Annotated in this window: 18 protein-coding genes; 6 read left to right on the top strand and 12 right to left on the bottom strand. The window is 71.9% G+C overall.

Annotation, left to right across the window (positions count from 1 at the left end):
* Positions 1–11 precede the first annotated feature (11 nt).
* The 7 genes from ACFWM2_RS18200 to ACFWM2_RS18170 form a co-directional block, all read right to left on the bottom strand.
* Positions 12–1,430, bottom strand: a complete 1,419-nt coding sequence (locus ACFWM2_RS18200) for a lysine N(6)-hydroxylase/L-ornithine N(5)-oxygenase family protein (protein WP_383280287.1) — start codon at positions 1,428–1,430, stop codon at positions 12–14.
* Positions 1,427–2,800, bottom strand: a complete 1,374-nt coding sequence (locus ACFWM2_RS18195) for a pyridoxal phosphate-dependent decarboxylase family protein (RefSeq protein ID WP_383280284.1) — start codon at positions 2,798–2,800, stop codon at positions 1,427–1,429. The genes ACFWM2_RS18200 and ACFWM2_RS18195 overlap by 4 nt, the downstream gene beginning before the upstream one ends.
* A 447-nt stretch (positions 2,801–3,247) precedes the next feature.
* Entirely contained in the window at positions 3,248–4,087 is an 840-nt protein-coding gene (locus ACFWM2_RS18190) for an SDR family oxidoreductase (RefSeq protein ID WP_383280282.1), read from the bottom strand.
* A gap of 160 nt (positions 4,088–4,247) precedes the next feature.
* Positions 4,248–6,785 (bottom strand): aminopeptidase N, encoded by a 2,538-nt coding sequence (gene pepN, locus ACFWM2_RS18185; RefSeq protein ID WP_383280279.1) that lies wholly within the window; start codon positions 6,783–6,785, stop codon positions 4,248–4,250.
* An 80-nt stretch (positions 6,786–6,865) separates the two neighbouring features.
* The gene (locus tag ACFWM2_RS18180) at positions 6,866–7,441 is read right to left on the bottom strand and encodes a two-component system response regulator (protein ID WP_383280276.1); all 576 of its coding nucleotides are present in this window, start codon (positions 7,439–7,441) and stop codon (positions 6,866–6,868) included.
* Between the two features lie 216 nt (positions 7,442–7,657).
* Entirely contained in the window at positions 7,658–8,026 is a 369-nt protein-coding gene (locus ACFWM2_RS18175) for a chorismate mutase (protein ID WP_383280273.1), read from the bottom strand.
* An 11-nt stretch (positions 8,027–8,037) separates the two neighbouring features.
* Positions 8,038–8,922, bottom strand: a complete 885-nt coding sequence (locus ACFWM2_RS18170; protein WP_383280271.1) for a helix-turn-helix domain-containing protein — start codon at positions 8,920–8,922, stop codon at positions 8,038–8,040.
* Between the two features lie 109 nt (positions 8,923–9,031).
* Between ACFWM2_RS18170 and ACFWM2_RS18165 the strand changes: the two genes are divergently transcribed.
* Positions 9,032–10,855 (top strand): beta-galactosidase family protein, encoded by a 1,824-nt coding sequence (locus ACFWM2_RS18165; RefSeq protein ID WP_383280268.1) that lies wholly within the window; start codon positions 9,032–9,034, stop codon positions 10,853–10,855.
* Here ACFWM2_RS18165 and ACFWM2_RS18160 read toward each other — a convergent pair.
* The 3 genes from ACFWM2_RS18160 to ACFWM2_RS18150 all read right to left on the bottom strand — a co-directional run bounded on the left by ACFWM2_RS18160 (position 10,741) and on the right by ACFWM2_RS18150 (position 15,317).
* A complete protein-coding gene (locus tag ACFWM2_RS18160; protein ID WP_383280265.1) occupies positions 10,741–13,821 on the bottom strand; it encodes an endo-alpha-N-acetylgalactosaminidase family protein in 3,081 nt (1,026 codons plus the stop codon). The two genes, ACFWM2_RS18165 and ACFWM2_RS18160, sit on opposite strands and share 115 nt — an antisense overlap.
* Positions 13,822–13,912: 91 nt before the next feature.
* Positions 13,913–14,368, bottom strand: a complete 456-nt coding sequence (locus tag ACFWM2_RS18155) for a GNAT family N-acetyltransferase (protein WP_383280263.1) — start codon at positions 14,366–14,368, stop codon at positions 13,913–13,915.
* A 118-nt stretch (positions 14,369–14,486) separates the two neighbouring features.
* Positions 14,487–15,317, bottom strand: a complete 831-nt coding sequence (locus tag ACFWM2_RS18150; protein WP_383280260.1) for a S1 family peptidase — start codon at positions 15,315–15,317, stop codon at positions 14,487–14,489.
* Between the two features lie 184 nt (positions 15,318–15,501).
* Here ACFWM2_RS18150 and ACFWM2_RS18145 point away from each other — a divergent pair, with 184 nt between their 5' ends.
* Positions 15,502–16,401 carry a hypothetical protein gene (locus ACFWM2_RS18145; protein WP_383280257.1) on the top strand — a complete coding sequence of 300 codons (900 nt, stop codon included), beginning with the start codon at positions 15,502–15,504 and terminating at the stop codon, positions 16,399–16,401.
* Positions 16,402–16,501: 100 nt separating this feature from the next.
* Here the strand turns inward: ACFWM2_RS18145 and ACFWM2_RS18140 are convergent, their stop codons facing one another.
* Both ACFWM2_RS18140 and ACFWM2_RS18135 read right to left on the bottom strand, forming a co-directional pair.
* The gene (locus tag ACFWM2_RS18140) at positions 16,502–17,425 is read right to left on the bottom strand and encodes an SDR family oxidoreductase (RefSeq protein ID WP_383280255.1); all 924 of its coding nucleotides are present in this window, start codon (positions 17,423–17,425) and stop codon (positions 16,502–16,504) included.
* 1 nt (position 17,426) lies between these two features.
* A complete protein-coding gene (locus ACFWM2_RS18135; RefSeq protein ID WP_383281080.1) occupies positions 17,427–18,167 on the bottom strand; it encodes an SDR family oxidoreductase in 741 nt (246 codons plus the stop codon).
* Between the two features lie 92 nt (positions 18,168–18,259).
* Here ACFWM2_RS18135 and ACFWM2_RS18130 point away from each other — a divergent pair, with 92 nt between their 5' ends.
* The 4 genes from ACFWM2_RS18130 to ACFWM2_RS18115 are packed head-to-tail and all read left to right on the top strand — an operon-like array spanning position 18,260 to position 21,736.
* Entirely contained in the window at positions 18,260–19,012 is a 753-nt protein-coding gene (locus tag ACFWM2_RS18130; protein ID WP_383280252.1) for an enoyl-CoA hydratase family protein, read from the top strand.
* Positions 19,009–19,872, top strand: coding sequence for a CoA transferase subunit A (locus ACFWM2_RS18125; protein ID WP_383280249.1), 864 nt, complete (start codon positions 19,009–19,011; stop codon positions 19,870–19,872). Before ACFWM2_RS18130 ends, ACFWM2_RS18125 begins: the two co-directional genes overlap by 4 nt.
* Positions 19,869–20,657: a CoA-transferase subunit beta gene (locus ACFWM2_RS18120; RefSeq protein ID WP_383280246.1), complete on the top strand. Its 789-nt coding sequence runs from the start codon at positions 19,869–19,871 to the stop codon at positions 20,655–20,657. Before ACFWM2_RS18125 ends, ACFWM2_RS18120 begins: the two co-directional genes overlap by 4 nt.
* A complete protein-coding gene (locus tag ACFWM2_RS18115; RefSeq protein WP_383281077.1) occupies positions 20,657–21,736 on the top strand; it encodes an NAD(P)H-dependent flavin oxidoreductase in 1,080 nt (359 codons plus the stop codon). The genes ACFWM2_RS18120 and ACFWM2_RS18115 overlap by 1 nt, the downstream gene beginning before the upstream one ends.
* The last annotated feature ends 59 nt before the right edge of the window (positions 21,737–21,795 follow it).

Below are 21,795 nucleotides of genomic sequence, written 5' to 3'. Positions count from 1 at the left end.
TGACGGGTTGCTCAGCGTCCGTCGATGAGGGGTGTGAGGACTTGGGACCGGCGTGCGGTGGGGATGTGGGGCTGGGGGTCGAGTCCGAAGGTGGTGAAGGCCGTGCGGTCGGGCAGGGGGTAGGGGTCTTTGCCGGTGAGGGAGTTGAGGATGGTCGCGCTGCGCCAGGCGGCGAGGCCGAGGTCGGGGGCGCCGACGCCGTGGGTGTGGAGTTCGGCGTTCTGGACGTAGACGCGGCCGGCGACGGAGGGGTCGAGGACGAGGCGGAAGCGGTCGTCGATGCGGGGGCGGTCGGAGCTGTCGCGGCGCAGGTAGGGGTCGAGGCCGGCGAGGATGCGGCCGAGGGGGCGTTCGCGGTAGCCGGTGGCGAGGACGACGGCGTCGGTGGTGAGGCGGGAGCGGGTGCCCTGCTGGACGTGTTCGAGGTGGAGTTCGACCTTGGTGGTGGCGACGCGGCCTGCGGTGCGGACTTGGACGGCGGGGGTGAGGGTGGCGTCGGGCCAGCCGCCGTGCACGGTGCGGCGGTAGAGCTCGTCGTGGATGGCGGCGATGGTGTCGGCGTCGATGCCTTTGTGGAGTTGCCACTGGGCGGCGACGAGGCGGTCGCGTACGGGTTCGGGGAGGCCGTGGAAGTAGCGGGTGTAGTCGGGGGTGAAGTGTTCGAGGCCGAGTTTGGAGTACTCCATGGGGGCGAAGGCTTCGGTGCGGGCGAGCCAGTGGATTTTCTCGTGTCCGGCAGGCCGGTTGCGCAGGAGGTCGAGGAAGACTTCGGCGCCTGACTGTCCGGCGCCGATGACGGTGATGTGTTCGGCGGTGAGGAACTGGTCGCGGTGTTTGAGGTAGTCCGCGGCGTGGATGACGGGCACGCCGGGGGCTTCGACGAGGGGTCTGAGGGCGTCGGGGATGTAGGGGGCGGTGCCGACGCCGAGGACGATGTTGCGGGTGTAGGTGCGGCCGAGGGCTTCGGCTTCGCCGTCGGTGTCGAGTTGGGTGAAGTCGACTTCGAAGAGGGAGCGTTCGGGGTTCCAGCGGACGGCGTCGACCTGGTGGCCGAAGTGGAGGCCGGGGAGGTTGTCGCTGACCCAGCGGCAGTAGGCGTCGTATTCGGCGCGCTGGATGTGGAAGCGCTCGGCGAAGTAGAAGGGGAAGATGCGGTCGCGGTCCTTGAGGTAGTGGAGGAAGGACCAGGGGCTGGTGGGGTCGGCGAGGGTCACCAGGTCGGCGAGGAAGGGGACTTGGAGGGTGGCGCCGTCGATGAGGAGGCCGGGGTGCCAGTCGAAGCCGGGTCGCTGTTCGTAGAAGACGGTGTCGAGTTCGGGGAGGGGGTGGGCGAGGGCGGCGAGGGAGAGGTTGAAGGGGCCGATGCCGATGCCCACGAGGTCGCGTGGTGCTTCGGGTTCGTGGTGCGGGGGGTGGGGCGTCGGGCTCATCGGGGTGTGTGTCCTTCCACCAGTTTCAGGAGCGCGGCCAGGTCGCCCGGCCGGGTGTGGGGGTTGAGCAGGGTGGCCTTGAGCCAGAGGCGGCCGTCGAGGGCGGCGCGGCCGAGTACGGCGTGGCCTTCGGTGAGGAGGGTGCGGCGTACGTCGGCGACGGTGTCGTCGGAGGCTTCGGCGGGCCGGAACACGACGGTGCTGATGGTCGGGGTGTCGTAGAGCTCGAAGCCGGGGTGGGTGGCGAGGAGGTCGGCCAGTTCTGCCGCTCGTGCGCAGACGTGGTCGACGAGTGCGCCGACTCCTGTGCGTCCGAGTGTCTTGAGGGTGACGGCGATTTTGAGGATGTCGGGGCGTCGGCTGGTGCGCAGGGAGCGGCCGAGGAGGTCGGGCAGTCCGGCGTCGGTGTCGTCGTCGGCGTTGAGGTAGTGGGCGTGGTGGTCGAGGGCGTGCAGGTCGTGGGGGTCCTGTACGGCGAGGAGGCCGGCGGCGACGGGTTGCCAGCCGAGTTTGTGCAGGTCGAGGGTGACGGTGTGGGCGCGGGCGAGGCCGTTGAGTTTGTTGCGGTGGCGGTCGCTGAACAGGAGGCCGCCGCCGTAGGCGGCGTCGATGTGCAGGCGGGTGCCGTGGGCCTCGCACAGGTCGGCGATGTCGGGCAGGGGGTCGATGAGTCCGGCGTCGGTGGTGCCGGCGGTGGCGGCGACGAGGAAGGAGCCGCGGGGGCCCTGCAGTTCGGTGAGGGCTTCGTCCAGGGCGGCGGGGTCCATGGTGCCGGCGGGTGCGGGGACGACGACGGGGTCGGGCAGGCCGAGGAGCCATGCGGCGCGGTGCAGTGAGTGGTGGGCGTTGGCGCCGCAGACGAGTTGGACGCCGGCGTGTGCCTCGCGGGCGAGGAGGAGGGCGAGTTGGTTGGATTCGGTGCCGCCGGTGGTGACGAGGGAGGCGGCTTCGGTGCCGTACACCTCGCGGGCGAGGGTGTGGGTGACGAGTGCTTCCAGTTCCGATGCGGCGGGGGCCTGGTCCCAGGAGTCCAGGGACGGGTTGAGTGCGCTGGCGGCGAGGTCGGCGGCGACCGCGATGGCGAGGGGTGGGCAGTGGAGGTGGGCTGCGCAGAGGGGGTCGGCGGGGTCTGCGGCGCCTTCGGCGAGGGCTCGTACGAGGATGCGCAGGGCGTCTTCGGTGCCTTCCTGGGGCAGTGCCTCCCCCACCGCGTCCCGCAGTTGCCGGGCCACCGCTTCCGGCCCTCCCGCGGGCAGCGGTCCGCCACGCGCCTCGGTTCCTTCGCGCAGGGCGTCGAGGACGGTGTCGAGCAACGGCCGCAGTGCGTCGGGGCCTTCGGGTCCTGAGGCGAGGGGCGGCGGCGTGCTCATGGGGTCCTCCGGGGGCGCAAGGCAGGGAGTTCCAGCCTGTACGCGTGTGGGTCGACGCGCCCGGAAAGCCCAACGACCGGAACCCGAAAGGGGGTACTGCCGTGCGGGGGAAACGTGTGGGAGGGGCCGGGATGCTAGGGGTGACGTCGGCCCGACCGGTTGACGCATGGACGATCGATAAGTGCCGGGCGGGCGCCCGGTGTCGCGGGGGCCGGGCCGGCTGACGGGGCGAAGGGACGGGGAGCGGGTTCTCAGCGGCGGGAAGCGGTCTCCCAGCTGTCGGCGGGACCCCCGGCGGCGAGGTGAGACCTTCAACTCGGCCTGCTCGGCCCGCCTCTTGAGGCCGTGTTTCCTCTCCCCGCCGCCGAGGGTTCCTCTCCCCGCCGTTCAAGGCCGCCCCCGTCGTGGGCGGCCGCTCCCCTGCGAAGCGCACGTCCGCGCCGAGCGTCAGGCCGTGAAGTCGTCGCGGTGGTCCTCGGCCCAGGTGGCGAAGGTGCGGGCGGGGATGCCTGTGACCGTTTCGACGGTCGTGGTGATCTCCGGTGGTACGCCCACGGAGGCCTCGAAGGACTTGAGGAGCGGCTGGAGCATCTCCGGCGGGACGTGCGGGAAGAGCTTGCCGGCCTCGTGCGGGGGGATCTCGACGAAGCGCAGGTCGCGGCCGACCGCCCGGCCTATCGCGGCGATCTGCTCGCCGGTGGTGACCGCTTCGGGGCCGGTGATGCGGTGGACGGCGCCTGCGTGTCCGTCGTCGAGGAGCGCGTGGGCGGCGACGGCGGCGATGTCGTGCTCGTGGACGGGGGCCGAGAGGGCGCCTTCGAAGGGGCCCCGGACGGTGTCGCCTGCGCGGATCTGCGGCGCCCACTGAAAGGCGTTCACGGAGAAGGCGTTGGGGCGCAGGAACGTCCAGGTCAGCCCGCTGTTGCGGACGAGTTTCTCGATCCCGGCATGCCAGGCGTGGATGGGGTGGGTCTCGTCGGCGCCCTCTTTGATGATCCCCGACGAGAGCATGACCACGTGCTGGACGCCGGCCGTGCGGGCCGCGTCGAGGACGGCTTCGGTGCGATCACCGGTGGCCTGCACATGGAGGAACAGCCTGGACGGCTTGGACGCGCCGTCGAAGAGGGCGGCCGGTCGGCTCAGGTCGAGGCGGGCGACCTCGGCCCCGGCGGGGAGTTCGGCCCGTCCCGGGTCGCGGGTCAGGGCGCGTACGGGTCGGCCTTCGGCGGTCAGCCGGTCGACGAGCGCACGGCCCACGTTCCCAGTGGCGCCGGTCACAACGATCACGGGTTCCTCCTCGGGCTGATCATCCCTGGTCGCTGTCGAGCCTAGGAGGGATGATCAGCCCGCCGCGTCGGCGGATGGGACCAGCCGCCCTACACCGCTGGGCGTAGGGCTCGTGGCCGTGCTCGCCGGACGGCCGGTCCTCGGAGCTTTCGGAATTGCCTCACGACTCCCGGACGCGCAACGCCCGTGCCAGGTCGTCGAGTTGGTCGACGAGCTTGCGGCGCAGGGCGGGGATGGGGTCGGCGTCGCGGAGGCAGGTCTCGCCGAGGCGGAGGGTGGAGGTGGAGACCGCGTGGACGGGGAAGGCCCAGCGGCCGGCGGCCTCGGCGATGGCGGGACCGCGGCGGGCGGCGACGGCGACCGCGTCGGTCCAGTACCGCTCGACGTACTCGCTGACCAGGTCGGCCTGTTCGGGCTGCCAGAAGCCCTGGGCGGTGGCGGTGAAGAGGTAGTTGGAGAGGTCGTCGGAAGTGAACATCGACTCCCAGGCCGCGCGCTTGGTCTGTGGGTCGGGCAGTGCGGCGCGGCAGCGGGCGGCGCCTTCCTGGCCGGTGGCGCTGGGGTCCTGGACGAGTTCGGCGTCGATGACGGCGTCGTCGATGGCGCCGAGGACGGCGAGCCGGCCGAGGATGCGCCAGCGCAGTTCGGGGTCGAGTTCGGGTCCGCCGGGGACGGTGCCTTCGGAGAACCAGGCGCTGATGGTGTCGGGGTGGGCGGCGACGTCGATGAAGTGGCGTACGGCGGTGAGGCGCAGGCCGGGGTTGGAGCCGTCCTCGGTGCGGCGGATCAGGTCGCGGCACAGGTCGGTGAGGGTGGCGAGGGCGGCGGGCCGCTCGGTGGCGGGGAGGTAGCGGTCGGCGACGTGCGCGGAGGCGAAGGACAGGACGCCCTGGACGAGGGCGAGGTCCGTCTCGCGCGGGAGGTGGGCGCGGGCGGTCTCCACGTAGGCGGCGGCGGGGAATGCGGGTTCGGGGGCCGTGTCCGGGGAGCTGCCGCCGTCGCGTACGGCGTCGCGCAGGGCGTTCCAGACGACGGCGCGGGTGAGCGGGTCGGGCAGGCCGGAGAGGGCGCTGCGGACGGTGGCGAAGGAGTCGGGGTCGAAGCGGACCTTGGCGTAGGACAGGTCGCTGTCGTTGAGGAGGAGCAGCGCGGGGCGTTTGCCGATGGGCTTCGTGGCGGTCCCCGGGGCGTCGAGTTCGACGCGTTCGCGCAGGGTGAGCCGGCTGCCGTCGGTGAGGTCGCGGTCGTAGAGGCCGGCGGCGATGCGGTGCGGGCGGCTGCCTTGGTGGTCGATGGTGAGGGTGCAGGTGCCGTCGTCGGCGGGGGTGATCGTGGGGGTGAGGGTGTCGACGCCGGTGGTGCGCAGCCAGGCGTCGGCCCAGGCGGGCACGTCGCGTTCGGTGGCGCCGGCGAGGGAGTCGATGAAGTCGGCGAGGGAGGCGTTGGCGAACTTGTGGCGGGCGAAGTGGGTGTTGATGCCGGTGAGGAAGTCCTTTTCGCCCAGCCAGGTGACGAGTTGCCGGAGGGCGGAGGCGCCCTTGGCGTAGGAGATGCCGTCGAAGTTGAGCATCGCGGAGGCGGTGTCGGGGACGGCGTCCGGGTCGGGGGCGACGGGGTGGGTGGAGGGGCGCTGGTCGGCGTCGTATCCCCAGGATTTGCGGGCGACGCCGAAGTCGGTCCAGGTGTCGGTGAAGCGGGTGGCTTCGGTGAGGGTCTGGTAGCCCATGTACTCGGCGAAGGACTCGTTCAGCCAGATGTCGTCCCACCAGCGCAGGGTGACGAGGTCGCCGAACCACATGTGGGCCATCTCGTGGGCGATGACCATGGCGCGGGTCTGGCGTTCGGCGTCGGTGACGGCGGAGCGGTAGACGAATTCGTCGCGGAAGGTGACCAGGCCCGGGTTCTCCATGGCGCCGGCGTTGAACTCGGGGACGAACGCCTGGTCGTAGGAGTCGAAGGGGTAGGGCTCCTCGAACTTCTCGTGGTAGCGGTCGAAGCAGGCGCGGGTGATGTCGAGGATTTCGTCGGCGTCGGCGTCCAGGTGGGGGGCCAGGGAGCGGCGGCAGTGGATGCCGAAGGGCAGGCCGCGGTGTTCGGTGCGTACGGAGTGCCAGGGTCCGGCGGCGACGGCGACGAGGTAGGTGGAGATCGGCGGGGTGGGGGCGGCCTTCCACCGGCCCCTGCCGAGGTGTTCGGTGACTCCGTTGGCGAGGACGGTCCAGCCTTCGGGTGCCGTGACGGACAGATCGAAGACGGCCTTGAGGTCGGGCTGGTCGAAGGCGGCGAAGACGCGCTGTACGTCGTCCATGAACAGCTGGGTGTAGAGGTAGGTCTCGCCGTCGGTGGGGTCGGTGAAGCGGTGCATGCCTTCGCCGGTGCGGGAGTAGTGCATGGTGGCGTCGACGCGCAGTTCGTGCTCGCCCGCGGTGAGGTGCGTGAGCGGCAGTCGGTTGCCGTCCAGGGCCTCCGGGTCGAGGGGCTGTCCGTCGAGGGTGGCGGAGCGCAGTTCGGCCGGCTTGATCTCGACGAAGGTGTCCGCGGTCTCCTGGTCCCCGCGCACCGTGAAGTGGATGACGGTACGGGAGTCGAAGGTGTCGTCTGCGCCGCTCACGTCGAGCTCGATGGTGTAGCGGTGGACGTCGAGGAGCTTGGCACGGGTCTGCGCTGCGTCGCGCGTCAGTACGGACATGGGGGACATGCTGCCCGATGCCCAGGGGATGACACAGAGGTGGATCGGTACGCGGCCTATGTCCGGGTGGGGGCCGGGCCGCAGGGCCGCTACGACCGGTCCTGTTCGAGCTTCTCGCCGTGCACACCGTGAACATCGTGGATGTCGTGGGCGCCGTGGACGCTGTGGACATCGCGCTGTACCGGGACGCGGGTGTCGGGGATGGTGAGAGCGGGGTCCCGGGGGCGCCGGCCTGCGACGCGGGCGCGCAGGTCGCGCACTTCGCGTTCCAGGGCCTGGAAGCGCTGGTGGGCGTCGTACAGGTAGCGGACCTTGGTGCGCAGGGTCCAGGGGTCGATGGGTTTCATCACGAGGTCGGCGACGCCGAGTGCGAAGGCGGTGGAGGTGAGTTCGGCGTCGGCGCCGAAGCCGGTGAGCAGCAGGACGGGGATGTGCTGGGTCTGCTCCAGGCGTCGCATGTAACGCACCACGTCCAGGCCGCTGACCTTGGGCATCCGCACGTCGAGGAGCAGTAGTCCGACCTGGCCGCGCAGGACTTCCTTGAGTGCGTCGTCGCCGTTGGTGGCGCGCGTGAGCCGGTAGCCCAGCGGGGCGAGTGCGCTCTCCAGCGCGTACAGCGTGTCCTCATGGTCGTCGACGATGAGGATCTTGGCATCCGACGGCATGGCCCGACGTCCCCTCGTCCCGACGTCCTCTGCGCCGCAGGCTTGGGCCGGACCGTTTCACGGTGCGTGCGTCCGGCCTGACACGGAGTGCTCAAGGCAGGATGCCGCGTCGGGCGCCCGGTGTCACGCCCCCGAACCGGCCTCCTTGGCCGGTCTCGTACCCCCGGCCTCCGTGGCCGCCTCCGCACCGGCTGCGTACCGGCGGGCCCGAGCCGGCTACGGACCGGCAGGCCCGCCCACCGCGCCGTCCGCGATGCTCTCGTGGTGGCGGATCACCTCGGCGATGATGAAGTTGAGGAGCTTCTCCGCGAAGGCCGGGTCCAGTTTGGCGTTCTCCGCGAGCCGGCGCAGCCGGGCGATCTGCTGGGATTCGCGGGCCGGGTCGGCGGGCGGCAGCTGGTGTGCGGCCTTGAGGTGGCCGACCTGCTGGGTGCATTTGAAGCGCTCGGCGAGCATGTGGACGACGGCGGCGTCGATGTTGTCGATGCTGTCGCGCAGCCGGTCGAGTTCGGCGCGGACGGCGGGGTCGACGGCACTGCCGCCGGTGCTGCCTGCTGCCGCTTCGTTGGTGTTGCCGGTGGTCATGAGCGCCAACCCTACGTGGCGTGGAGCCGTTCGATCATCGGTGGATCGTCGGGGTCCGGTATCCGGTTGCTCCAGCCGCCGGGCACGGTACGGCCCTGTTGTGCGCGGAAGCGGACGGGGGCCGTGCCGACGCGGCGGGTGAACAGCCGGGAGAAGTAGGCCGGGTCGTCGTAGCCGACGCGGCGGGCGACGGCGGCGACCGGCAGTTCGGTGGCGGCGAGGAGTTCCTTGGCGCGGCCCAGCCGGATGCCGACGAGGTAGTCCTTGGGGCTGCAGCCGGCGCCGCGGCGGACGGCGGTGCGCAGTTCGGCGGGGCTCATGCCGTGCCGGGCCGCGTGCTCGGCGACGGACAGCGGCTGGAAGGCGTCGCGGGCGAGGGCCTGGAGCACGGGGTCGCCGTCGGGGGCGAGGTCGGCGCGGGCGCGGCGCAGGGCGACGAGGAGTTCATGGACGGCGGCGCCGGTCTCGACCTCCAGGAGGGGGTTGCCGCGGCGGGCGGCGCGGGTGATCCGGCCCACGGTGGCGCGGGGGCCCGCGGCGTCCGAGAGGGGCACCACGGGCCGGTCCGGCTCGATGTAGCCGAGTTCGGTGTACGTGGCGGTCGCGGGCCCGGTGAAGTCGACGAAGCACTCGTCCCAGCCGTCGTCGGGTCCGTAGTGGTGCGGCACCCCGGGGGTGAGCCAGAGCAGGGCGGGTGCGGTGACGGGGTGGCGGAGTCCGTGGGCGTCCTGGAACCAGCCGTTGCCCGCGCTGACGACGACGGCCACGTGGTGGTCGAGGGTGCGCGGTCCGACGGTGGGCAGTTGCCCGTGCTGGAGCCCGACGCCGAGGCAGACCAGGCCGAGCCGGTGGTGCACCGGGCCAGGGGTGAAATACCGCATCCACGTGTGGTACATCCGGTTTCCTCCCGCCTGCTCGGTGTCGTGGTTCTGCCTGTTTGTTGCGTCCAACCAGCGCTGATCTTTGTCCATGGACGCGACTGCCGCCAGGGGTGAGGGTGAGGGCATGAGCGAGTTCACGGTGGGGGACACCGATTTTCTGCTGGACGGGCGGCCGGTGCGACTGCTGTCCGGGGCGCTGCACTACTTCCGGGTGCACGAGGCGCAGTGGGGGCATCGACTCGGCATGCTGCGGGCGATGGGGCTGAACTGTGTGGAGACGTATGTGCCGTGGAATCTGCACGAGCCGCGTCCCGGTGACTTCCGTGATGTGCAGCAGTTGGGGCGCTTTTTGGACGCGGCGCGGGAGGCGGGGCTGTGGGCGATCGTGCGCCCGGGCCCGTACATCTGCGCGGAGTGGGAGAACGGCGGGCTGCCGCACTGGCTGACGGGGGCGCTGCGGACCCGGGACGAGGAGTATCTGCGGCAGGTGGAGCGCTGGTTCCACCACCTGTTGCACGAGATCGTGCCGCGGCAGATCGACCGGGGCGGCCCGGTCCTGATGGTGCAGGTGGAGAACGAGTACGGCAGTTACGGCTCGGACCAGGTGTATCTGCGGTGGCTGGCGGACCTGTTGCGGGCGAAGGGGGTGAGTGTGCCGCTGTTCACGTCGGACGGCCCCGAGGACCACATGATCACCGGCGGTTCGGTGCCGGGCGTCCTGGCGACCGCGAACTTCGGCTCGCATGCGCGGGAGGCGTTCGAGACGTTGCGCAGGCACCGGCCGCGCGGGCCGCTGATGTGCATGGAGTTCTGGTGCGGCTGGTTCGACCACTGGGGTGCCGAGCACACCGTGCGCGATCCCGCCGAGGCGGCCGGGGTGCTGCGGGAGATCCTGGAGTGCGGGGCCTCCGTCAATGTGTACATGGCGCACGGCGGTACGAGCTTCGCGGGCTGGGCGGGCGCCAACCGGGGTGGCGGCGATCTGCACGACGGGCCGCTGGAGCCGGATGTGACGTCGTACGACTACGACGCGCCGATCGACGAACTCGGCCGGCCCACCGAGAAGTTCTGGCGTTTCCGGGAGATCCTCGCCGACTACGCGGACGGGCCACTGCCCGCTGTGCCGCCCGCGCCGGCGCCGCTGGGTGCGACCGCCGCGGCCGGACTCACGGGGTGGGCGCCGTTGGATGCCGTACTGGAGACGTTCGGTGGCCCGGACGGCGAGTACCCGGTGCCGCCGACCTTCGAGGAACTCGACGTGGACCGGGGGCTCGTCAGGTACGAGGTGAGCGTGCCGGGTCCGCGGCAGCCGTATCCGCTGCGGGTGCGCGGGCTGAGGGATCTCGCGGTGGTGCACGTCGACGGGAAGCCGGCCGGGGTGCTCACCGAGGAGGACGCGCTCCTGGGGGAGCCGGTCGCGGGGTACGCGCGCGTGGAGCTGTGGGTGGAGTCCCTGGGGAGGGTCAACTACGGGCCGCGCACGGGTGAGCCGAAGGGCATCACCGGGGGTCTGCTGCACGAGCGGCAGTATCTGCACGGGGTGCGGGCGCGGGCGCTGCGGCTGGACGCGCTGGACGGCGGCGTCGGCCGGGTGCCGTTCGGGGAGCTTCCCGCGGACGGCGCCCCCGGCCTGTACCGCGGCACCTTCACGGTGCGCGGCGCGGGGGACGCCTTCCTCGAACTGCCGGGCTGGACGCGGGGGTTCGTGTGGGTGAACGGTTTCAATCTGGGCCGTTACTGGTCGGCGGGGCCGCAGGGCTCGTTGTACGTCCCCGGGCCGGTGCTGCGCGAGGACGTCAACGACGTGTGGATCCTGGAGTTGGAGAGCGCCGGTCAGTCGGCCTGCGACACCTCGAACGAGTCCAGTACGAACTCGGCGGTGCCGTCGTCCCCGGTCTTGCGCAGCCCGACCCAGGCCTCCCCTTCGGTGGGTGCGGTGAACTCGTAGACGAGCGTGGTGGGTTCGGTGGCGACCGGGAGGTCGCGGCGGTCGAGTTCCCGGGTCGTCGCGGCCCGGTCGACGGCGGTGATCCAGGCGTACTGGCCGGCTTTCTCGTTCTCGTGCCGCAGCGTGATCCGGTAGCGCCGGCCGGGCTGGAACCGGACGGTGTGCGGCACGGTCCGGTAGACCAGGCCGTCGTTCTCGCCGCGTGACTTCAGTGACTGCGTGCCGTCGATGACGTCGTCGATCGCCTTGCCGTTCCAGCCGCGCCGGGTGAAGGGGGCGTGCCGCTGGGCGATGTGGGTGCGCGGGTCGGTGACGCCGCCCGCGTCGCCCTTCACGAAGGGGCCCCAGCCCTGCGGTACGTGCTCGAAGTCCTCGAAGACCAGGGCCCCTTCGTTCGCCGGCCGCCGGGCGGCCACGATCCGCACGTTGTCGAACCGCACGCGCGCCTGTCCGGCGTCGGCGCGCAGCGACAGGTCGACGGGGCCGCCGCCCTCGGGGACGGTGAAGTAGGTGAACATGCGCTGGAAGCGGGTGCCGTGCTTGCGGTCGGCGGCGACGTGGTTGCCGGCCGTGGACGTCTCGGTCCAGTTGGCGGCCGTGGCCCCGTCGGCGGTCCGCACCACGAGGGACGCCTTGCGGGTGTCGCCCGCCTGCTCGCCCACCTCGACCTGGACGGAGGCGGCGTAGCTGCCGGGCTGGAGGCGGGTCAGCCGCTGCCCGGCCGAGGCGGCGGCGCCCGCGGTGATCACCAGCTCGCAGTCGCCGAGTCCGCTCGGCCGCACGGACGCGGGTCCACTGACCGTCCAGCCTTTCAGGGACCCGGAGTTGAAGCCCGGGTCGTACAGCGGGGTGGCCTGGCCCCAGCCTGGGGCGGGGCCGTCGGCGACGCGGGCGCGGTGCAGGACGTACGGCTGTTTCGCGCGGGCGTCGATCGTGACCTTGCCGCCGCGCACGGGGACGTACGAGACGAAGACGCGTCCCTGGTCGGTGAGCCGGTACAGGGCTACGCGGGAGAGGTCCTCCCAGGTGCGCGGGAGTCGCCAACTGCTGGTGCCGCCACGGGGGTTGTAGTGGTACAGCTTGGTTGCCCTCCGGGGCTCCCAGGGGAGCAGATAGCTGCCGCCCTCGTAGACGAGACGTCCGTCGGTGGTGATGCGGCGGGTGCCGTCGCTGTCGGAGACCGAGGTGGCTTCCGGTCCGAAGAAGGTGATCTCGTGCTCGCTCCACGTCCTGATCGGCTGGGCCTGGAGGTACTTGGCGGGCAGGGAGTCGGTCCAGATCAGTTCGTAGAAGTGGTTCCAGTCGGTCTTGCCGGTCCAGCCCTCGAAGTTGCCCATGCGGGCGATGCCGAGCAGGGTCGGCCATTTGTCGGCGAAGACGTCCTTCTGGTGGTTGCGGATGAAGCGGATGAGGCGGGAGTTGATGCCGCGTGAGGTGTCGGGGCCGTAGTCGGTCTCGGTCGCCCAGTGGGACCACAGGGAGGAGCGCTCCAGGCCGTGCCCCCACTCGGTGGTGACGCGCCAGCCCTGTGCGCGCAGGGCGCGCTGGAGGCGGTCGGAGGTCCAGCCGGACTCGCGGAAGACGTCGATGTAGAGGGAGTCGAGGGCCGGGTCGGTCTCCGCGCGCAGGTCGGCGAAGCGCCGGACGATGTCGCCGGAGACCAGGTCGCGGCGCTGGTCGATGCGGTAGCTCTGGTCGAGCCAGTCCCACTGTTCGTCGGTCTTGTCGACTAGGGTCTCGGAGAAGGCGTGGGCGACGGGGTACGACTCGGTGGCGTTGACGTGGACGGCGAAGTCGCTGTTCCAGCGCTTGCCCTCGCGGACCAGGGTGTTGAGGTCGTCGAGGCCGCCGGCGCGTTGGTTGTGGTTGCCGGCGTAGTCGGGGTGGGCGGAGTCGTGGCCCTCCGACTGGTAGCCCTTGAGCAGGGTGAACTGGCGCAGGCCGTCGGTGGCGAGCGAGATCCGCTTGACGTTGTCGAGCGTCGCGAGGAACGGGTTGGTGGCCTGCGAGGCGAAGTTGAAGGGGATGTGGGGGACGGCCCGCAGATGCTGCTCGTCGGCGCCGAGCGGGTTGGTCATGATGTCGCGGAAGGCGATCGCTGCGTCCTGCCAGTCGATCCGCCCGTCACCGTTGCGGTCGCCGGTGACGATCACCTTCGCGTACGGCAGGGGTTCGGTGCCGGCGGAGGTCGCCGCGCGGTGGGTCCACTGGCCGGGCGTGAGCTGCGCCTTGACGTATCCGTCCGCGCGCACGGTGCTTCGCCACAATCGGCCGTTCTCCCAGGAGCTGCTGCCGTCGGGCTTGTCGTAGCTGGTGTTCGTCTCGACGGCGCCGGCGAGTGCGTTGTGTGCGACGACCGCGTACGCGCATCCGGTCGCCGACTCGGCGGGCGTGTCCGCCGTGGGGGTGACCAGGGTGTCGCCGCTCTTCGCCTTGTCCAACTGGATGCGGGCGGCGAGCAGTTGGGCGCCCGGCTGGTCGCTGCGGACGGACAGCAGGGCGAGGCCGGGGATCTGGAGGGTGCCGACCGGGCGCGTGGTGGTGTCGTCGATGCCCGTGACGCGCCAGGTGACCTGACCGCCTGTCACCGCGATCTCCACGTCGACGGTGGTGCCGCCGTCGAAGGCGAGACGGTAGGCGACACGGTCGTCGCCGGGGGTGGCCGTGACTGTCGGGGTGCGCTCGGCGCCGTCGATCAGGACCGAGGTGACCGCGTCCTCCTGGCCGTGCAGGACGGCGCGGGTGGCCCGGTCGGTGTAGGAGACGATCCGCGGGAAGGCGGCGGCCACCCCGACGTCGAGGGCATCGGAGCGGATGACCAGCTCGTCCGGGAGGGCGCTCGCCGCGGCGCCGGGCGGGGCGGCGGCCGCGGCGGCGGGCAGCCCGAGCGCGGTTCCGATCCCGGCCGCGGCGCCCGCCGCGACGACGGCTCTGCGGCTGGGGGCATTCGTGTCTGACGGCTGCAAGACGCTCCTCCTCAAGGCGGCTTTCCGTGCCCGCCACCTTGCGACGCGGGGAGCGGAGGTGCCCATGGACAAAGGAGGGGCGGCAGTTGGACTAACGGGCGGCGGGCCCGAGTGTCTTGTGGAGGTGCACGTCCTGGTGGCCGCCCGGGATGCCGTCGGTGCGGCCCGTCTCGCGGTAGCCGTGGCCGCGGTAGAAGTCCGGGGCCTGGAAGGTGAAGGAGGAGACGATCACCTCGGTGCAGCCGCGGCGCGCGCTCTCCTCCTCCGCGGCCCGCAGCAGCCTGCTCCCCCAGCCGGCGTGCCGCTGGTCCTCGCGCACCCACAGCATGTCGACCGCGCAGCAGCTGCCCCACACCCAGGCGGTGAGTCCGCCGACCAGCTCGCCCACGGTGTCGGTGACGCGGACCGAGAGCGGGGCCGGTGTGCCGGCGCCGGTGGCGCGGGCGTTGAAGGCGGTGAGCTCGTCGTCGAGCCGCTTCTCCAGATCGTCGTCCTGGGCCCCGACCTGCAACGAAGCGGTGAGGGGAGCCTGCGGTCCGGTACTCATGGCGCGGAGTATGTCACCGCCCGGTGACCGGTGCCGAACGCTTTTCCGTGGCGTGGGAGCGGGGCGCCCGCGGACACCCCGCTCCACGTATCAGCAGGTCACGGGATGGGCCGGCGGGTCACAGAGTGGATGCCGCCTGGGCTATCGCCGCCGCGAAGGTCGACACCTCGCTGTAGACGCCGGGGTATCCGGCGCGGGCGCAGCCCTCGCCCCAGCTGACGATCCCGATCTGGACGTAGGCGCCGGCGTTGTCCTTGCGGAACATGGGTCCGCCGGAGTCGCCCTGGCAGGTGTCGACCCCGCCCTGCTCGAATCCGGCGCAGATCTCGTCACCGGGCACGAGATCGCTGCCGTACGCGTCCTGACAGGTGGCGTCGTCGACGAAGGGGACGGTTGCCTTGAGGAGGTAGCGCTGCTGGGCGCCGCCCTCGCGCGCGGCTCCCCAGCCGGCGACGGTGAAGTTCCCGTTGTTGTACGCGGTGCTGGTGGCGATGTTCAGGGTGGGCTGGTTGATGGGCGCGGCGAGTTTGATGAGCGCCCAGTCCTTGCCCTTGCCGTTGTAGCCGGGCGCCTGGAGGACCTTCGTCGACTTGACCTTGGTCGCGCTGCTGCTCTGCAGGTCGACTACGCCGGCGGTGGCGGTGATGGAGGTGTTGTTGCCCGAGCCGCTCACACAGTGCGCGGCGGTCAGGACGATGTTCTTGGCGTACAGGGCGCCGCCGCAGCCCATGGAGAGCCGGACCATGAACGGGAACTCGCCCTGCGCTGCGCGGGTGCCGCCGACGACGGGCTGGGGTGCGGCCTGCGCGGAGAGGGGCTGGAGGGAGACGGCGGCGAGCACGACGGCTCCGACGGCGAACAGTCTTCGGAGGCCGGTGAGCTTCTTCAGAGTCTTCAACGTGCTTCCTTTCGTGGGGGGTTGCACAAGGAAGCCGGGCCACAATGACATGACCCCGCCAATGCGCGGTTGGATTATCGGGAGGGCCACGCTCCCCCCACAAGGGACCCTTTCCGGCCACGGCCCCCGGCGCCCCGTCCCACGCCCGTCCGGACCGGCGGCGATCGCTTTAGAGTGGGGAGGAGTCCAGGTCTCGCCAGGGCCTGTTTTCCGGCGTCTTCCAGGGGGTGCGGGCGTGGCCAACGGCGGACCGGTCGAACACGGCTTCCCGCATCTGGACACCGTGCGGGCCGGGATCACCGCGCTGTACAAGCGGCTCTCGTACGACACCGTCCAGACGTTCGCGGCCAGCGTGGCCCCCGCCGACGTGGCCTTCTGCGACACCGACGACCTGCATCTGGGCGCGCAGCGCGTGGCCCGCGAGATGGTGCGGCACTACCGGCTGCCGGACGCCCGGATGATCGTCGGCTTCCGCGAGATGACCCACGCGGCCAACGTCGAACTCGCCGCGGGACCCGAGTACTTCATCGAGCTCAACGACCGTTTTCGCACCCATCGCCGGGACATCGGCGCCGCCCTCGCCCACGAGGTGATGCACGTCTATCTGCACCGCCTGGACCTCTCCTTCCCCGGCACCCGGGACAACGAGATCCTCACGGACACGGCGGCCGCCTACCTCGGGGCCGGCTGGCTCCTGCTCGACGCCTACCGCGAGGACTCGGACTCCTCGCAGAAACTCGGCTATCTCACGCCGGAGGAGTTCGGTTACGTCCTCGCCAAGCGCGCCCTGGTCTTCGGCGAGGACCCGTCGATCTGGTTCACCAGCCCGCAGGCGTACACCGCGTACACCAAGGGCATGGCCCGGGCCCGCCGCGACGAGCAGCAGCCGCCGCTGACCGCGGCCGGCTGGGCGGGCCGTCGCCGCTACGCGAAGGACCGGCGCTACGCCCAGGACCACCACCCGGCGCCGGACGCGCACTCCGACGTCCCCTACTCGTTCGTCCCGGACGCCGGCGGCGCGCTCCGCGTCTCCTTCCCCTGCCCGACCTGCCACCAGCGCATCCGCATCCCGGTCCGCGGCCGGGTCCGCGCACGCTGCGCGCTGTGCCGGACGGTGCTGGAGTGCGACACCTAGGGTCTGTCCGGTGGATCCTGCGGTTCCGTCCCCACGGTGCCGGGCAACCGGGCGCGACCCACCGCACGATCCGCCGGACAGGCCCCAGGGTCTGTCCGCCTCACCCTTCCGCTCCGTACACCCCTCCCGGGGCCGCCGCCTCCGCCAGCAGCTTCAGCGCCGCGTCCCCGGCCTCCGCGGGAGTCCACCGCCCGCCCCGGTCGGCGGTCGGGCCGGGCCGCCAGCCCTCCATCACGGTGATCCGGCCGCCCTCGGTCTCGAAGACCCGGCCGGTGACGCCCGGGCCCGCGGCGGAGCCCAGCCAGACGACCAGCGGTGACACGTTCTCGGGCGCCATCGCGTCGAAGGAACCGGCGGCGTCCGGCGCGGCCATGGTCTGCGCGAAGGCCCGCTCGGTCATCCGGGTACGGGCCGTGGGAGCGATCGCGTTGACCTGGACGCCGTACCGACCCAGCTCCGCCGCCGCGACCAGCGTCAGCCCGACGATGCCGGCCTTGGCGGCGCTGTAGTTCCCCTGCCCGACCGACCCCAACAGCCCTGCCCCGCTGCTGGTGTTGACGACGCGGGCCCGGGGCACGCGGCCCGCTTTCGCCTCCGCCCGCCAGTGGGCCGCGGCGTGCCTCAGCGGCAGGAAATGCCCCTTCAGGTTGACCCGCATCACGGCGTCCCAGTCGTCCTCGTCGAGGTTGACCAGCATCCGGTCGCGAAGGAATCCCGCGTTGTTGACGAGGGTGTCGAGGCGCCCGTACGTCTCCAGGGCGGTGCGTACGAGGGACGCGGCGCCCTCAGTCGTCGCGATGTCGCCCCCGTGGGCCACGGCCTCACCGCCCGCCGCCCGGATCTCCTCGGCCACCCGCCCGGCCGGGCTGTCCGGGTCGGGGGTGCCGTCGAGGCCCACCCCCAGGTCGTTGACGACGACCCGCGCGCCCTCGGCGGCGAACGCGAGGGCGTGCGCCCGGCCGAGCCCGCGGCCCGCGCCCGTCACCACCACGACCCGCCCGGCACACAGCAACGGTGCACTCATCTCAGCTCTCCTTGTTGACGGTTGCGGCATCCAGGAAGGCGGGCCGCTCCCCGCCCCCGTGCACGAGCAGGCTCGCCCCGCTGATGTAGGCGGCCGCGTCCGAGGCGAGGAAGACGGCGGCCTCGCCGACGTCGGCGGGTTCGGCGAGCCGGCCCAGCGGAACGGTCCGCCCCACGGCCTCGATGCCCTGCTCGTCCCCGTAGTGCAGCCGCGACCGCTCGGTGCGGACCATGCCGACGACGAGGGTGTTGACCCGGACGGCGGGGGCCCACTCGACGGCCATCGAGCGGGCCAGGTTCTCCAGTCCCGCCTTCGCGGCCCCGTACGCCGCCGAGCCGGGTGAAGGGCGCGTTCCGCTCACGCTGCCGATCATCACGATCGAACCCCTGGCCCGTTCGAGGTGGGCGTGGGCGGCGAGTGAGGCGGTCAGCGGTGCGGTGAGGTTGAGCTCGATCACGCGCGCGTGCCGCTCGGCCTCGGTCCCGGCCAGCAGCCGGTACGGGGCGCCGCCCGCGTTGTTCACCAGCACGTCGAGCCGCGGCAGGCCGTCGAAGAACGCGTGCACGGCGGCCGGGTCGCGCAGGTCCAGGGACACGAACTCGGTACCCTCCAGCAGCTTTTCGGGCGGCCGGCGGGCGCAGACCACCACGTCGGCGCCCGCCCGTGCGAAGGCGCGCGCGATCCCGGCCCCGACCCCGCGGGTGCCGCCCGTGACGACGACGGTCCTGCCGCCGAGATCCACGTTGTCCACAGGGCCTCCCGCTGGGATGCATTCGCTGCTAGCTTCGGAATCTCCCCTAACAAACGTTTGGTGGAAAGGTAGCTGATGCGCCCATGGGTGTCTCCACCTCGTCCCCGGAAAAGGGGATTTCCGTCGTCACGGCCGACTTCCCGCCGGTCAACGCGCTGCCGGTGCGCGGCTGGTTCGACCTGGCCGACGCCGTCCGCGCGGCGGGCCGCGACCCCGGCACCCGCTGTGTCGTGCTGACCGCCGAGGGGCGCGGTTTCAACGCGGGCGTGGACATCAAGGAGATGCAGCGGGACACCACCGGTCACGGCGCGCTGATCGGTGCCAATCGCGGCTGCTTCGAGGCGTTCGCGGCGGTGTACGAGTGCGAGGTGCCGGTGGTGGCGGCGGTCCAGGGGTTCTGTCTGGGCGGCGGCATAGGCCTGGTCGGCAACGCGGACGCGATCGTGGCGAGCGACGACGCGACGTTCGGGCTGCCCGAGCTGGACCGCGGGGCGCTCGGCGCGGCCACGCATCTGGCCCGGCTGGTCCCGCAGCACCTGATGCGCGTCCTGTACTACACCTCGCGCACCGCGACCGCGGCCGAGCTGCACGCGCACGGCTCGGTGTGGCAGGTCGTGCCGCGCGGTGAACTGCGGGCGGCGGCCCTGGAGCTGGCCCGCGAGATCGCCGCGAAGGACGGCCGTCTCCTCCGGCTCGCCAAGGCCGCGATCAACGGCATCGACCCCGTCGACGTACGCCGCAGCTACCGCTTCGAGCAGGGCTTCACCTTCGAGGCCAATCTCAGCGGGGTGGCCGACCGCGTCCGCGACACCTTCGGCAAGGAGGCCGCTCAGTGAGCGACAAGACCATGTCGGCCGAGGAGGCCGTCAGCCGCCTGGAGAGCGGGATGACGCTCGGCATCGGCGGCTGGGGCTCGCGGCGCAAACCGATGGCCCTGGTCAGAGCAGTGCTCCGGTCCGAGGTCACCGATCTGACCGTCGTCTCGTACGGCGGCCCGGACGTGGGCCTGCTCGCCGCCGCCGGGCGGATCCGGAAGCTGGTGACCGCCTTCGCGACGCTCGACTCGATCCCGCTCGAACCGCACTACCGCGCGGCGCGCGAGCGGGGCGCCTTCGAGCTGACGGAGGTCGACGAGGCGATGTTCATGTGGGGGCTGCACGCGGCCGCGAACCGGCTGCCCTTCCTGCCGGTGCGGGCCGGGATCGGCTCGGACGTGATGCAGGTCAACCCCGGCCTGAGGACGGTCACTTCGCCGTACGCGGACGAGGTCTCGGGAGTGCGGGAGGAGTTCGTCGCCATGCCGGCCCTGCGCCTGGACGCCGCCCTGGTGCACATGAACCGCGCGGACCGCCTCGGCAACGGCCAGTATCTGGGCCCGGATCCGTACTTCGACGACCTGTTCTGCGAGGCGGCCGACGCGGCCTACGTCTCCTGCGAGCGGATCGTGGACACCGCCGAGCTGACGAAGGAGGCCGCGCCGCAGACCCTGCTGCTCAAGCGGTCGAGCGTGACAGGCGTCGTCGAGTCGCCCAGCGGCGCGCACTTCACCTCCTGTGCCCCCGACCACGGACGCGACGAGGCCTTCCAGAAGCTGTACGCCACGACGCCGTACGCCGAGTTCGCCGAGCGGTTCCTCGGCGGCGACGAGCAGGCGTACCAACGCGCTGTCCAGACCTGGCAGAAGGAGCAGCGGTGACCGCCACCAAAGCCGGGCAACCGGCCGTGACCCGAGCCGAGTACTGCGTGATCGCCTGCGCCGAGGCGTGGCGGGACAACGGGGAGGTGCTCGCCGGCCCCATGGGCCTGATCCCGTCCGTGGGCGCCCGCCTCGCCAAGCGCACCTTCTCGCCCGACCTGCTGCTGACCGACGGCGAGGCGCTGCTCGTCGGCCTCGACGGCACACCGGAGGGCTGGCTGCCGTACCGACAGCATCTGACGATGGTGACCGGTGGCCGGCGGCACGTGATGATGGGCGCGAGTCAGATCGACCGCTTCGGCAATCAGAACATCGCGTGCATCGGCGACTGGGCCCGGCCCGCGCGCCAGCTGCTCGGGGTCCGCGGCGCGCCGGTCAACACCCTGAACAACCCGACCAGTTACTGGGTTCCGCGGCACTCCCGGCGGGTCTTCGTCGAGAAGGTCGACATGGTGTGCGGTGTGGGGTACGACCGTGCCGCCGCCGCGGGTCCGAGCGCCACCCGTTTCCACCACCTCCCGCGGGTGGTGTCCGACCTCGGCGTCTTCGACTTCGCCACCCCCGACCACGCGATGCGCCTCGCCTCCCTGCACCCCGGGGTGACGGTCGGCCAGGTGCGGGAGGCGACGGGCTTCGACCTGCACATCCCGCCGGACGTGCCGTACACGAGGGAACCGACCGCTGAGGAGCTGGAGTTGATCCGCGTGGTCATCGACCCGAAGGACACCCGCAGCCGCGAGGTCGCCGAACCCCGCCCGGTCGGCACCCCGGAGGCCGGGCGGTGATCGAGACCGCGCTCACCCGGCTCGTCGGGGTCCGCCACCCTCTCGTACAGACCGGGATGGGGTGGGTGTCGGGCCCCCGTCTCGTCTCCGCCACGGCGAACGCGGGCGCGCTCGGCATCCTGGCCTCCGCGACGATGACACTCGACCAGCTGCGGGACGCCGTACGGGAGGTCAAGTCCCGTACGGACGCGCCGTTCGGGGTGAACCTGCGGGCGGACGCGGGGGACGCGGGCGACAGGGTGCGGATCATCGTCGACGAGGGCGTGCGCGTCGCGTCCTTCGCCCTGGCCCCGTCGCGTGAGCTGATCGCCGAGCTGAAGGCGGCGGGGGTGGTCGTCGTCCCGTCGGTCGGGGCGCGCCGGCACGCGGAGAAGGTGGCGGCCTGGGGCGCCGACGCGGTGATCGTGCAGGGCGGCGAGGGCGGCGGCCACACCGGCGAGGTGGCGACGACGGTGCTGCTGCCGCAGGTGGTGGACGCCGTGGACATACCGGTGGTGGCGGCCGGTGGTTTCCACGACGGACGGGGGCTGGTGGCGGCGCTCGCGTTCGGCGCGGCGGGCGTCGCGATGGGCACGCGGTTCCTGCTGACGTCGGACTCGACGGTCCCGGATGCCGTGAAGGCGCGGTATCTGGCGGCGACGGTCAAGGACGTCACGGTCACGACGGCCGTCGACGGACTCCCGCACCGCATGCTCCGCTCCGATCTGGTCGACTCCCTGGAGAGGTCCGGCCGCACGCGGGCGCTCGTCCAGGCCGTCCGGCGGGCCGCCGGCTTCCGCAGGACCTCCGGGCTCTCCTGGCCGGGGATGATCCGCGACGGCCTCGCCATGAAGCACGGCAGAAGCCTCACCTGGAGCCAGGTCCTGCTCGCCGCCAACACGCCCATGCTCCTCAAGTCCTCGATGGTGGACGGCCGTACGGATCTGGGCGTGATGGCGTCGGGCCAGGTCGCGGGCGTGATCGACGATCTGCCGTCGTGCGGGGAACTGGTCGAGCGCGTGATGGCGCAGGCATGCGAGACCCTCGGCGCCCTTTCCGCACCGGCGTTGCGGGGCCCACGCGGGTCGGTCACTTCCTGACGGCGGCGGCCGAAATCCGGAGGCGCGGAGGCGCCGAGGGCATCGGCGCCGGAGGCGTC

This window comes from Streptomyces sp. NPDC058371, assembly GCF_042723265.1.
Classification (GTDB): Bacteria; Actinomycetota; Actinomycetes; order Streptomycetales; family Streptomycetaceae; genus Streptomyces.
Note: the sequence above shows the minus strand (reverse complement) of the source record. Positions and strands in the feature narration are given on the sequence as shown.